Below are 13,286 nucleotides of genomic sequence, written 5' to 3'. Positions count from 1 at the left end.
GACGACGGGATGATGTATCGCTTAACCAGTTGGCTGACCGCCGCACTGATGCTGTTCAGCATTCAGGCCACTGCGGCAAGTTTATCCGATATCCAGGTCTCAAATGGCGATCGGCAGGCCCGTATTACCATAAGTTTTATCGGCGACCCTGAATATTCGTTTAGCCCGCAGGGCAAACGCACCGTCGCGCTGGATATCAAACAGAGCGGCGTACTCCAGGGCTTGCCGCTGCAGTTTAGCGGCAATAATCTGGTAAAAAGCATTCGTTCCGGAGCGCCGCAGGATACCCAGTCGCTGCGTCTGTTGGTGGATTTAACCGCCGACGGCAAAACGCGCGCGGTGAAACAGCAGAACGGTTCTAACTATACCGTGGTGTTTACGATTAATGCCGATGAACCGCCTCCGCCACCGCGTGTCGTGGTGAAACAGGCAGAACGGCCCGTGGCGCAGCCCTTGCGTCCGAGCGAACCGGCGCGCAACCCGTTTAAAGCCGATAACGACCGCCTGACTGCGGTGACCAGTACGACCAGCGTAACGCGTCCTGCGGCACGTACCGTTTCTACCGACGATAAAGTGATTATCGCCATTGATGCCGGTCACGGTGGCCAGGATCCGGGAGCGATTGGTCCGAACGGCACTAAAGAGAAGAATGTGACCATTGCTATTGCGCGTAAGCTCCGCGCGCTGCTGAATGCCGATCCTCAGTTCAAACCCGTGCTGACGCGCGACGGCGATTATTTCATTTCAGTAATGGGTCGTTCTGACGTCGCGCGTAAGCAAAACGCCAATTTCCTTGTCTCGATTCACGCCGACGCTGCACCGAATCGCGATGCTACCGGAGCATCGGTTTGGGTGCTTTCCAACCGTCGCGCGAACAGCGAAATGGCCGGCTGGCTCGAGCAACATGAGAAACAATCCGAACTGTTGGGCGGTGCAGGCGATGTGTTGGCCAACAGCCAGTCGGACCCTTACCTGAGCCAGGCGGTGCTGGATTTACAGTTCGGCCATTCCCAGCGCGTCGGGTATGATGTGGCGACTAACGTGCTGAGCCAGCTGCAGCGGATCGGCGATTTACATAAGCGTCGTCCTGAACATGCCAGCCTCGGCGTACTGCGCTCGCCGGATATCCCGTCAATCCTGGTGGAAACGGGGTTTATCAGTAATAACGGCGAAGAGCGGCTGCTGGGGAGCGATGCTTATCAACAGCAGGTCGCAGAGGCCATTTATAACGGTCTGCGTAACTACTTTATGCAACATCCTCTACAATCCGCGCCGCGCGGGGCAGCCGCGCAGACTGCCAGCGCAGGTTCGTCAGATGGGACGCTGTTAAATTAAGGAGACGGCCATGCCGATTCAGGTTCTACCGCCGCAGCTCGCCAACCAGATTGCCGCAGGTGAAGTGGTGGAACGACCGGCGTCGGTGGTTAAAGAGCTGGTGGAAAATAGCCTCGATGCCGGGGCGACGCGCATCGATATTGATATTGAGCGCGGCGGCGCGAAGTTAATCCGCATCCGCGATAACGGCTGCGGCATTAAAAAAGACGAGCTGGCGCTGGCGCTGGCTCGCCACGCGACCAGTAAAATTGCTTCGCTTGATGATCTTGAAGCGATAATTAGCCTCGGTTTTCGCGGCGAAGCCCTGGCCAGTATCAGCTCAGTCGCTCGCCTGACGTTGACCTCGCGTACCGAGGATCAGCAGGAGGCCTGGCAGGCCTATGCCGAAGGACGCGATCAGGCGGTAACCGTGAAGCCGGCGGCGCACCCGGTGGGTACGACGCTGGAAGTACTGGATCTGTTTTATAACACCCCCGCCCGGCGCAAGTTTATGCGCACTGAGAAAACCGAGTTTGGCCATATCGACGAGATCGTACGGCGCATCGCGCTGGCGCGCTTTGACGTGACCATTAACCTCAGCCACAACGGAAAGGCCGTGCGCCAGTACCGGGCGGTATCGCAGGATGGCCAGCGCGAACGGCGTCTGGGTGCAATCTGCGGTTTGCCGTTTCTCGAACATGCTCTGGCTATCGAGTGGCAGCACGGCGACCTGACCCTCAGCGGCTGGGTGGCCGATCCTCTGCATACCAATCCGACGCTGGCGGAGATTCAGTATTGCTATGTCAACGGACGGATGATGCGCGATCGCCTGATTAATCACGCGATCCGTCAGGCCTGCGAAGACAAACTGGGCGCCGATCAGCAGCCCGCTTTTGTGCTGTACCTGAAGATAGATCCGCATCAGGTGGATGTGAACGTGCACCCGGCCAAGCATGAGGTGCGTTTTCATCAGTCGCGCCTGGTGCACGATTTTATCTATCAAGGCGTGCTAAGCGTTCTGCAGCAGCAGCTGAACGCTCCCCTGGCAGAAGAGGGCGCAGAGCCCGCGCCGCGTCAGGTACCTGAAAACCGCATTGCGGCAGGCGGCAATCATTTTGCCCAGCCCGCCGTTGCGCGTGAAACCGCCGCTCCCCGTTATCGTGACGAGCCCGTCGCGCCGCGCTTTAATACCAGCACCGGCGGCTCGCGAGAATCCGCTGCCACAGGGTCACCTGGCGGAGCCGGCTGGCCGCATGCGCAGCCAGGTTATCAAAAACAGCAGGGGGCGCTCTATCGCCAACTGCTGGATACTCCGGCCGCGGAGCGAAAACCAAAATCTCCTGCGCCGGTAGCGGAAGGCCTGGCAGGCCATAGCCAAAGTTTTGGCCGCGTGCTGACGATCGTCGATAACGACTGTGCGCTGCTGGAGCGCGATGGCAAGCTTGCGCTGCTGGCCCTGCCGGTTGCCGAGCGCTGGCTACGCCAGGCGCAGCTAACGCCGGGCGCGGAGGCGGTCTGTGCCCAGCCGCTGCTTATCCCGCTGCGGATAAAAGTGTCCGGGGCAGAAAAGGACGCGCTTGAGCAGGCGCAGTCGGCGCTGGCAGAAGTCGGTATTGAACTGCAGTCCGATGCGCACTACGTGACGATCCGCGCAGTGCCTTTACCCTTAAGACAACAAAATTTACAAATCTTGATTCCTGAACTGATAGGCTACCTGGCGCAGCAAAAAACATGCGACGCCGACAATATTGCTCAATGGATAGCGCGTAATCTGGCGAGCGAACATGCGCAGTGGAATATGGCGCAGGCGATTGCCGTCCTGGCGGATATCGAGCGTTTATGTCCGCAGCTGGTTAAAGCGCCGCCGGGTGGTCTGTTACAACCTGTTGATTTACATTCGGCGATGAATGCCCTGAAAGATGAGTGATGTAACCGAGGCAAGCCTGCCTAAGGCAATATTTTTAATGGGCCCGACGGCCTCTGGTAAAACCGCATTGGCTATCGCCCTGCGTAAAGTTTTGCCAGTAGAGTTGATTAGCGTTGATTCAGCCCTAATCTATCGAGGGATGGATATCGGTACGGCCAAGCCCGATGCCGCGGAGCTGAGCGCTGCGCCGCATCGCCTGCTGGATATTCTGGACCCGGCCGAGGCTTATTCCGCGGCGGATTTCCGTCGCGATGCGCTGGCAGAGATGGCTGATATCGTTGCGGCCGGGCGTATTCCGCTACTGGTTGGCGGAACAATGTTGTATTTCAAAGCGTTGCTGGAAGGATTGTCGCCTTTGCCTTCGGCAGATCCGCAGGTCAGAGCGCGGATTGAGCAACAGGCCGCAGAGCAGGGATGGAACGCGTTACACCAGCAGCTACAGGAAATAGATCCCGTTGCCGCAGCGCGTATTCATCCAAATGATCCGCAAAGACTTTCCCGAGCACTGGAAGTTTTTTTCATTTCGGGTAAAACTTTAACGGAGCTGACGCAAACGTCAGGTGATGCTCTGCCGTATAAGGTGCACCAGTTCGCCATCGCCCCGGCGAGCCGTGAACTGCTCCATCAGCGCATAGAACAGCGTTTTCATCAGATGTTGGCTTCAGGTTTTGAAGCAGAAGTGCGGGCGCTTTTTGCCCGGGGAGATTTGCATACGGATATGCCTTCCATTCGTTGTGTCGGATATCGCCAGATGTGGTCTTACCTTAATGGCGAGATCCCGTATGATGAAATGGTTTATCGAGGTGTTTGCGCCACGAGACAGTTAGCTAAACGTCAGGTTACCTGGCTGCGCGGTTGGGAAGGTATTCACTGGTTAGACAGTGAACAACCTGAACAAGCGTTCAACAAAGTATTACAGGTTGTTGGTGCTAGCCTGGACTGAACGTGTACAATTGAACGGTATCGTGCGTAATTTTTAAGAATCGTAAGGTTCTGAGTACAAAACAAGCATACATATAAGGAAAAGAGAGAATGGCTAAGGGGCAATCTTTACAAGATCCGTTCCTGAACGCTTTGCGTCGGGAACGTGTTCCGGTTTCTATTTATTTGGTGAATGGTATTAAGCTGCAAGGGCAAATTGAGTCTTTCGATCAGTTCGTGATCCTGTTGAAAAACACGGTCAGCCAGATGGTCTATAAGCACGCAATTTCTACCGTTGTCCCGTCTCGCCCGGTGTCACACCACAGCAACAATGCTGGCGGCGGTACTAACAACTATCACCACGGTGGTGGTGCGCAGGGTTCTTCTGCACCGCAGCAAGACAGCGAAGACGCCGAATAAGGCAGATGCTGTTTTTCCACGTCGGGGAGCCAGGTTTTCTGCGTTCCCCGCTGGTATTTTATAAGGGGTTTACGCTTGTTTGACCGTTATGATGCCGGTGAGCAGGCGGTACTGGTACACATCTATTTTTCGCAAGACAAAGATATGGAAGATCTCCAGGAGTTTGAAACTCTGGCCTCTTCCGCCGGTGTCGAAGCAATGCAGGTGATTACCGGTAGCCGTAAAGCACCGCACCCGAAGTATTTTGTTGGTGAAGGTAAAGCTGTCGAAATTGCGGAAGCCGTAAAAGCGACCGGTGCATCGGTCGTGCTCTTCGATCATGCCCTGAGTCCGGCGCAGGAACGAAATCTCGAACGCTTATGCGAATGTCGGGTTATCGATCGCACCGGCCTGATTTTAGATATTTTTGCCCAACGAGCGCGTACCCACGAAGGGAAACTGCAGGTTGAGCTGGCGCAGCTGCGCCACATGGCGACTCGCCTCGTTCGCGGCTGGACCCACCTTGAAAGACAGAAAGGCGGGATTGGTTTGCGCGGCCCGGGTGAAACCCAGCTCGAAACTGACCGCCGATTGCTGCGTAACCGTATTATGCAGATCCTGTCGCGACTGGAAAAAGTTGAAAAACAGCGCGAGCAAGGACGGCGGTCACGGGCCAAAGCCGATATTCCCACCGTGTCGTTGGTCGGTTATACCAACGCCGGTAAATCCACGCTGTTCAATCAGATAACTGAAGCTGAGGTCTATGCAGCGAACCAGCTGTTCGCCACTCTGGATCCGACGCTGCGCCGCATCGATGTCCCTGATGTTGGCGAAACCGTGCTGGCGGATACCGTAGGTTTCATTCGTCATCTGCCGCACGATCTGGTGGCCGCGTTTAAAGCGACTCTCCAGGAGACGCGCCAGGCGACGCTGCTGCTGCATGTCATTGATGCGGCGGATGTTCGCGTGCAGGAAAATATTGACGCAGTAAATACGGTACTCGCGGAAATCGAGGCCGATGAGATCCCGGCGCTGCTGGTCATGAATAAAATCGACATGCTGGATGATTTTGAGCCGCGTATCGATCGGGATGAAGAAAACAAACCGATTCGGGTCTGGCTTTCCGCCCAGACCGGGGTTGGCGTACCGCTGCTTTTTCAGGCTTTGACGGAACGGCTCTCTGGTGAAGTGGCTCAGCATACGCTGCGCCTGCCGCCGCAGGAAGGCCGGTTGAGAAGCCGATTCTATCAGCTTCAGGCGATAGAGAAAGAGTGGATGGAGGATGACGGTAGCGTTGGTCTGCAGGTGCGCATGCCGATCGTTGACTGGCGTCGCCTCTGTAAACAAGAGCCAGCGCTGGTTGAATACGTGATTTGACCTTGCAGCTTGCCTGAAGATATTAACCCCTGTGGGGATATCAAAAACAAATATGGAGCATATACATGGCGTGGAATCAGCCCGGTAATAACGGACAGGACCGCGACCCGTGGGGAAGCAGCAATAACCAAGGCGGCAACTCTGGGGGAAATGGCAACAAAGGTGGTCGCGAGCAGGGACCTCCCGATCTGGATGATATCTTCCGTAAGCTAAGTAAAAAACTTGGCGGCCTGGGCGGCGGGAAAGGTGGACTGGGCGGCGGTAGCGGCTCACAGGGACCACGCGGGCCTATGGGCGGACGTATCGTCGGCATCGTTGCCGCCGCTGCGGTTATTATCTGGGCAGCCAGCGGTTTCTATACCATTAAAGAAGCTGAACGTGGCGTCGTCACTCGCTTTGGTAAATTTAGCCATCTGGTTGAGCCTGGCCTTAACTGGAAACCCACCTTCATTGATAACGTTCAGGCGGTTAACGTTGAGTCGGTGCGCGAACTGGCGGCTTCTGGCGTCATGCTGACGTCAGACGAAAACGTCGTGCGCGTTGAGATGAACGTACAGTACCGCGTGACCGACCCGGAACGCTATCTGTTTAGCGTGACCAGCGCTGACGACAGCCTGCGTCAGGCAACCGACAGCGCGCTGCGTGGCGTTATTGGTAAATACACGATGGACCGTATCCTGACCGAAGGGCGTACCGTCATTCGTAGCGATACCCAGCGTGAGCTGGAAGAGACGATTCGTCCGTATAACATGGGTATCACCCTGCTGGACGTCAACTTCCAGACGGCGCGTCCGCCGGAGGAAGTGAAAGCCGCATTTGATGATGCGATTGCCGCACGTGAAAACGAACAGCAGTACATTCGTGAAGCGGAAGCTTACACCAACGAAGTTCAGCCACGGGCTAACGGTCAGGCGCAGCGTATCCTTGAAGAGGCTCGTGCGTACAAGACCCAGACCGTTCTTGAAGCGCAGGGTGAAGTGGCTCGCTTTGCAAAAATTCTGCCTGAGTATAAAGCGGCTCCGGAAATCACCCGCGAGCGTCTGTATATCGAAACCATGGAAAAAGTGCTGAGCCATACTCGCAAAGTGCTGGTTAACGATAAGGGGAGCAACCTGATGGTTCTGCCTCTGGATCAGATGCTGAAAGGCGCTGGCGCGCCAGCGGCAAAGAGTGATAGCAGTGGCGCAAGCGATCTGCTGCGTCTGCCGCCTGCATCCAGCTCAAGCAGCGCCAGTAACGCTTCTACCTCTACGGGAGGCACCATTATGGACCAACGCCGCGCCAACGCGCAGCGTAACGACTACCAGCGTCAGGGGGAATAACGATGCGTAAATCTGTTATCGCGATAATTGTCATCGTGCTGGTGGTGCTCTATATGTCCATCTTTGTTGTCAAAGAGGGCGAGCGCGGTATCACGCTGCGTTTTGGTAAAGTTCTGCGCGACGATGAAAACAAACCGCTGGTGTATGCGCCTGGCCTTCACTTCAAGATTCCATTTATTGAATCCGTGAAGATGCTCGATGCGCGTATTCAGACGATGGACAATCAGGCCGACCGCTTTGTTACCAAAGAGAAAAAGGACCTGATCGTTGACTCCTATATCAAGTGGCGCATCAGCGACTTTAGCCGTTACTACCTGGCTACCGGCGGTGGTGACGTCTCCCAGGCCGAAGTACTGTTGAAGCGTAAATTCTCCGACCGTCTGCGTTCTGAAATTGGTCGTCTGGATGTGAAAGACATCGTGACCGACTCCCGCGGTCGTTTGACCCTGGAAGTGCGCGATGCCCTGAACTCAGGCTCTGCGGGCACAGAAGATGAAGTCAGTACGCCGGCTGCCGATGATGCAATCGCCAAAGCGGCGGAGCGAGTTGAAGCAGAAACGAACGGTAAGGTTCAGGTGATCAACCCGAACAGTATGGCGGCGCTGGGTATTGAAGTCGTCGACGTTCGTATTAAGCAGATCAACCTGCCTGCTGAAGTGTCTGAAGCGATCTACAACCGTATGCGCGCTGAGCGTGAAGCGGTAGCTCGTCGCCATCGCTCACAGGGTCAGGAAGAAGCTGAAAAACTGCGCGCGACTGCGGACTATGAAGTCACCAAAACGCTGGCGGAAGCCGAGCGCCAGGGGCGTATCCTGCGCGGTGAAGGCGATGCGGAATCCGCAAAACTGTTTGCTGATGCATTCAGTCAGGATCCAGGATTCTACGCCTTTATCCGTAGCCTGCGTGCGTACGAGAACAGCTTCAAGAGCAATCAGGACGTGATGGTTCTCAGTCCGGACAGTGATTTCTTCCGCTATATGAAATCTCCAGCGGCAGCGACTCGCTGATAAGCAATGAGTATGCAAAAAGGCGTCCATCAGGGCGCCTTTTTTACATGATGAAAGCGATTAATTACCGCGGTGTTTTTTATTCAATGAACCCACGGATGCTACGTTTTGCGAGAATGCTTCATTTATAAAACCAGCGCTTAATTCATTATCTTCGTTTCTGGTGTTAGTACGCTAATCGATCATTGAAATTAAGAAAAAACAGGTTGTTATGTATTTCGTTTCATAAAGCCGGTTCATAACATTGATGAAATAGCGGAGAATGTGAAGTGAGTGCAACTCAACGCGAGTGAGCGACTGGTGCTGTACTGGCTGCATTTAAATAAAGGTGAATAATGAACTCAACAATCTGGTTGGCACTGGCGCTGGTTTTAGTACTTGAAGGGCTTGGACCGCTGCTTTATCCCCGCGCATGGCGCCGTATGGTCGCCACGATGAGCCAGCTACCGGATAATTTATTACGCCGCTTTGGCGGGGGACTTGTGGTTGCCGGCATCGTCATCTACTACATGTTGAGGAAAACGATTGGCTGAGCGCAAAGTAGACTAATTTACCGTCTTTTGAGTGCAAAAAGTGCTGTAACTCTGAAAAAGCGATGGTAGAATCCATTTTTAAGCAAACGGTGATTTTGAAAAATGGGTAACAACGTCGTCGTACTGGGCACCCAATGGGGTGACGAAGGTAAAGGGAAGATCGTCGATCTCCTGACTGAACGGGCTAAATATGTTGTGCGCTATCAGGGCGGTCACAACGCCGGCCATACTCTCGTAATCAACGGTGAAAAAACCGTCCTCCATCTCATTCCATCAGGAATTCTTCGTGAGAATGTCACCAGCATCATCGGTAACGGTGTGGTGCTGTCTCCGGCTGCGCTGATGAAAGAGATGAAAGGTCTGGAAGACCGTGGTATCCCTGTTCGCGAGCGTCTGCTGCTTTCTGAAGCTTGTCCGCTTATCCTCGAATATCATGTTGCGCTGGATGTTGCGCGTGAGAAAGCGCGCGGCGCGAAAGCTATCGGTACGACCGGTCGCGGTATCGGCCCGGCTTACGAAGATAAAGTGGCTCGCCGCGGTCTACGCGTTGGCGATCTGTTTGATAAAGCTACCTTCGCTGACAAACTGAAAGAGGTGATGGAATATCACAACTTCCAGCTGGTGAATTTCTATAAAGCTGAAGCGGTTGATTACCAGAAAGTTCTGGATGACGTGATGGCGATTGCCGACATCCTGACCTCCATGGTGGTTGATGTTTCCGATCTGCTTGACCAGGCGCGTAAGCGTGGCGATTTCGTCATGTTTGAAGGCGCGCAGGGTACGCTGCTTGATATCGACCACGGTACCTATCCGTACGTAACGTCTTCCAACACCACCGCAGGTGGCGTGGCGACCGGCTCCGGTTTGGGCCCGCGTTATGTTGATTACGTTCTGGGTATTATCAAAGCCTACTCTACTCGCGTAGGCGCAGGCCCGTTCCCGACTGAGCTGTTTGATGAAACCGGCGAGTTCCTGTGTAAACAGGGTAACGAGTTTGGCGCCACCACCGGCCGTCGTCGTCGTACCGGTTGGCTGGATGCCGTTGCGGTACGCCGCGCGGTGCAGATTAACTCACTGTCTGGTTTCTGCCTGACTAAGCTTGACGTCCTGGACGGCCTGAAAGAAGTTAAAATCTGCGTTGCCTACCGTATGCCGGATGGCCGTGAAGTGACCACCACTCCGCTGGCTGCCGACAACTGGGAAGGTATTGAGCCGGTTTATGAAACAATGCCGGGCTGGTCTGAAACCACCTTCGGTGTGAAAGAGCGCAGCGGTCTGCCGCAGGCAGCGCTGAACTACATCGCCCGCATTGAAGAGCTGACCGGCGTACCGGTTGATATTATCTCTACCGGTCCTGACCGTACCGAGACGATGATTCTGCGCGATCCTTTCGACGCATAATTATCTCCAGGGGCGCCGTTCAGGCGCCTCTTGTTTTTGCTGTTCGCCCGCCCCATTTAAATAAATTAGCGGCCTGAGCGCTGGCTGGTTTATCATCAATAGTAATTACGTCTACCGACGCACTCTGTTTTTCTTTTCCCTGAGGTTGATTGTGCAGTTAACGAGTTTCACTGATTACGGACTACGCGCGCTGATTTATATGGCGTCGCTGCCGGATGGAAGAATGACCAGTATCTCCGAAGTGACGGAGGTTTACGGCGTTTCCCGTAATCATATGGTTAAGATAATCAATCAGCTGAGCCGCGTGGGTTATGTGACGGCGGTTCGGGGAAAGAACGGCGGAATTCGTCTGGGGAAACCGGCAAATATGATTCGCGTGGGTGATGTGGTTCGCGATCTGGAGCCGCTCTCTTTAGTCAACTGCAGCAGTGAATTTTGCCATATTACGCCCGCCTGTCGTCTGAAACAGGCGCTTGCTGAAGCCGCGCAAAGTTTTCTCAAGGAACTGGATAACTACACGCTGGCCGATTTGGTTGAAAAGAATCAACCGCTTTATAAATTATTACTGGTGGAGTGACGTAAACTTCACTGGAGATGACAACGGAGGAACCGACATGTCACAAGATCCTTTCCTGGACCGCGAATCTGAAAAATACGCTAATCCAATCCCGAGCCGGGAATTTATCCTCGATCATTTAGCAAAACGTGAAAAACCGGCCAGCCGAGATGAGCTGGCAATTGAGCTGAATATTGAAGGCGAAGAACAACAAGAAGCATTGCGCCGCAGACTGCGCGCAATGGAACGCGATGGTCAACTGGTCTTTACGCGTCGTCAGTGCTATGCGCTGCCGGAACGTCTCGATCTGCTAAAGGGGACCGTTATTGGCCACCGCGACGGTTATGGCTTCCTGCGCGTTGAAGGCCGTAAAGATGACCTTTATTTGTCGTCCGAGCAGATGAAAACCTGCATTCACGGCGATCAGGTACTGGCGCAGCCGTTAGGCGCCGACCGTAAAGGCCGCCGGGAAGCGCGTATCGTCCGCGTGCTGGTGCCCAAAACCAGCCAGATTGTGGGCCGCTACTTTACCGAAGCGGGCGTAGGCTTCGTTGTGCCTGATGATAGCCGCTTGAGCTTCGATATCCTGATTCCTCCCGAAGAGATCATGGGCGCGAGGATGGGCTTTGTAGTGGTGGTTGAGCTGACCCAGCGTCCAACCCGGCGCACCAAAGCGGTCGGCAAAATTGTTGAGGTCCTCGGCGACAACATGGGTACCGGCATGGCGGTCGATATGGCCCTGCGCACCCATGAAATCCCTTACGTCTGGCCGCCAGCAGTAGAAAAACAGGTTGCTGGCCTGAAAGAGCAGGTACCGGAAGAAGCGAAAGCCGGTCGCGTGGATTTGCGTAATCTGCCGCTGGTTACTATTGATGGCGAAGATGCCCGTGACTTTGATGATGCCGTGTACTGCGAGAAGAAACGCGGCGGCGGCTGGCGTCTGTGGGTGGCGATTGCCGATGTGAGCTACTACGTGCGTCCTGGTACGCCGCTGGATGGCGAGGCGCGCAGCCGCGGCACCTCGGTCTACTTCCCGTCGCAGGTCGTTCCCATGCTGCCTGAAGTTCTCTCTAACGGCCTGTGCTCACTGAATCCTCAGGTCGACAGACTCTGTATGGTTTGTGAAATGACGATTTCGGCTAAGGGCCGTCTCACCGGCTTTAAATTCTACGAAGCGGTGATGAGCTCTCATGCCCGTCTGACCTATACCAAAGTCTGGCATATGCTGCAGGGCGATCGGGATCTGCGTGAACAGTACGCGCCGCTGGTCAAGCACATTGAAGAGCTACACAACCTCTACAAAGTGCTGGACGGCGCGCGTGAAGAGCGTGGCGGTATCTCATTTGAGAGTGAAGAAGCTAAATTCATCTTTAATGCTGAACGTCGTATTGAACGTATTGAGCAGACTCAGCGTAACGACGCGCACAAGCTGATTGAAGAGTGCATGATCCTGGCGAACATTTCCGCGGCGCGCTTCGTTGAGAAGGCCGAGGAGCCGGCGCTGTTCCGTATCCATGACAAACCAAGCACCGAAGCGATTACCGCATTCCGTTCGGTTCTTGCAGAGCTGGGGCTTGAGCTGCCTGGCGGCAACAAGCCGGAGCCGCGCGACTATGCGCAATTACTGCAGTCTATCGCCGACCGTCCTGACGCTGAGATGCTGCAAACTATGCTGCTGCGCTCGATGAAACAGGCAGTATACGATCCGGAAAACCGCGGCCACTTTGGTCTGGCGCTGCAATCTTACGCTCACTTTACTTCGCCGATTCGCCGCTATCCTGACCTGTCGCTGCATCGCGCGATCAAGTATTTACTGGCGAAAGAGCAAGGGCATAAAGGTAATAGCACTGAGACCGGCGGCTGGCACTACAGCATGGATGAGATGCTGCAGCTGGGGGCGCACTGTTCGATGACCGAGCGCCGTGCTGATGAAGCGACGCGCGATGTTTCGGACTGGTTGAAGTGTGATTTCATGTTGGATCAGGTCGGTAACGTCTTTAAGGGCGTGATTGCCAGCGTGACCGGCTTTGGTTTCTTCGTACGTCTTGATGAACTATTTATCGATGGTCTGGTGCACGTCTCTTCCCTTGATAACGATTACTACCGTTTCGACCAGGTAGGACAGCGTCTGATCGGTGAATCCGGCGGTCAAACCTATCGTCTGGGCGATCGCGTTGAAGTACGCGTTGAAGCGGTGAATATGGATGAGCGTAAAATTGATTTCTCGCTTATCTCCAGCGAGCGCGCCCCGCGCAACGTCGGTAAGACCGAGCGTGAAAAGGCGAAGAAAGGGGCGGCAGGTAAAGCTTCCGGACGTCGCCGCCAGGCTGGTAAGCAGGTAAACTTCGAGCCGGATAGCGCATTCCGTAAACCGAAAGGTCAATCCCAGCCGAAGGCCGCTCAGCCAAAAGGCGAGAAGAAAGCGAAGAAGCCGTCGGCGAAAACCCAAAAGATAGCTGCTGCGACCAAAGCCAGGCGCGCGGCGAAAAAGAAAATAGCTGAGTAATGAGATTTCCTTTACCCTGGCTT

General features: G+C 54.8%; 11 protein-coding genes. All 11 read left to right on the top strand.

Translation table 11 applies throughout. The annotated features are described in order from the left end of the window. Positions 1-9 precede the first annotated feature (9 nt). The 11 genes from amiB to rnr all read left to right on the top strand — a co-directional run bounded on the left by amiB (position 10) and on the right by rnr (position 13,263). The gene (gene amiB / locus KO1_RS15665) at positions 10-1,335 is read left to right on the top strand and encodes an N-acetylmuramoyl-L-alanine amidase AmiB (protein WP_004109152.1); all 1,326 of its coding nucleotides are present in this window, start codon (positions 10-12) and stop codon (positions 1,333-1,335) included. 10 nt (positions 1,336-1,345) lie between these two features. Next, positions 1,346-3,241: a DNA mismatch repair endonuclease MutL gene (gene mutL / locus KO1_RS15660; protein WP_024273618.1), complete on the top strand. Its 1,896-nt coding sequence runs from the start codon at positions 1,346-1,348 to the stop codon at positions 3,239-3,241. Further along, entirely contained in the window at positions 3,234-4,184 is a 951-nt protein-coding gene (gene miaA, locus KO1_RS15655) for a tRNA (adenosine(37)-N6)-dimethylallyltransferase MiaA (protein ID WP_016809366.1), read from the top strand. The genes mutL and miaA overlap by 8 nt, the downstream gene beginning before the upstream one ends. A gap of 89 nt (positions 4,185-4,273) precedes the next feature. Then, positions 4,274-4,582, top strand: a complete 309-nt coding sequence (gene hfq, locus KO1_RS15650) for an RNA chaperone Hfq (RefSeq protein ID WP_004097968.1) — start codon at positions 4,274-4,276, stop codon at positions 4,580-4,582. A gap of 75 nt (positions 4,583-4,657) precedes the next feature. Then, complete coding sequence (gene hflX / locus KO1_RS15645) at positions 4,658-5,938, top strand: ribosome rescue GTPase HflX (protein WP_004109143.1); 1,281 nt, start codon at positions 4,658-4,660, stop codon at positions 5,936-5,938. Positions 5,939-6,003: 65 nt separating this feature from the next. Beyond that, positions 6,004-7,260: an FtsH protease activity modulator HflK gene (gene hflK, locus KO1_RS15640; protein ID WP_004109140.1), complete on the top strand. Its 1,257-nt coding sequence runs from the start codon at positions 6,004-6,006 to the stop codon at positions 7,258-7,260. A 2-nt stretch (positions 7,261-7,262) separates the two neighbouring features. Continuing rightward, complete coding sequence (gene hflC / locus KO1_RS15635) at positions 7,263-8,267, top strand: protease modulator HflC (RefSeq protein WP_004109137.1); 1,005 nt, start codon at positions 7,263-7,265, stop codon at positions 8,265-8,267. 335 nt (positions 8,268-8,602) lie between these two features. Beyond that, entirely contained in the window at positions 8,603-8,800 is a 198-nt protein-coding gene (locus KO1_RS15630; RefSeq protein WP_004097978.1) for a DUF2065 domain-containing protein, read from the top strand. Between the two features lie 102 nt (positions 8,801-8,902). Next, entirely contained in the window at positions 8,903-10,201 is a 1,299-nt protein-coding gene (locus KO1_RS15625; RefSeq protein WP_004109135.1) for an adenylosuccinate synthase, read from the top strand. Between the two features lie 151 nt (positions 10,202-10,352). After that, entirely contained in the window at positions 10,353-10,778 is a 426-nt protein-coding gene (nsrR, locus tag KO1_RS15620; RefSeq protein WP_004097980.1) for a nitric oxide-sensing transcriptional repressor NsrR, read from the top strand. 37 nt (positions 10,779-10,815) lie between these two features. Then, positions 10,816-13,263 carry a ribonuclease R gene (rnr, locus tag KO1_RS15615; RefSeq protein WP_023320204.1) on the top strand — a complete coding sequence of 816 codons (2,448 nt, stop codon included), beginning with the start codon at positions 10,816-10,818 and terminating at the stop codon, positions 13,261-13,263. The last annotated feature ends 23 nt before the right edge of the window (positions 13,264-13,286 follow it).

The sequence above is a fragment of the Klebsiella oxytoca NBRC 105695 genome (assembly GCF_001598695.1).
In the GTDB taxonomy this organism is placed as follows: Bacteria; Pseudomonadota; Gammaproteobacteria; order Enterobacterales; family Enterobacteriaceae; genus Klebsiella; species Klebsiella oxytoca.
Note: the sequence above shows the minus strand (reverse complement) of the source record. Positions and strands in the feature narration are given on the sequence as shown.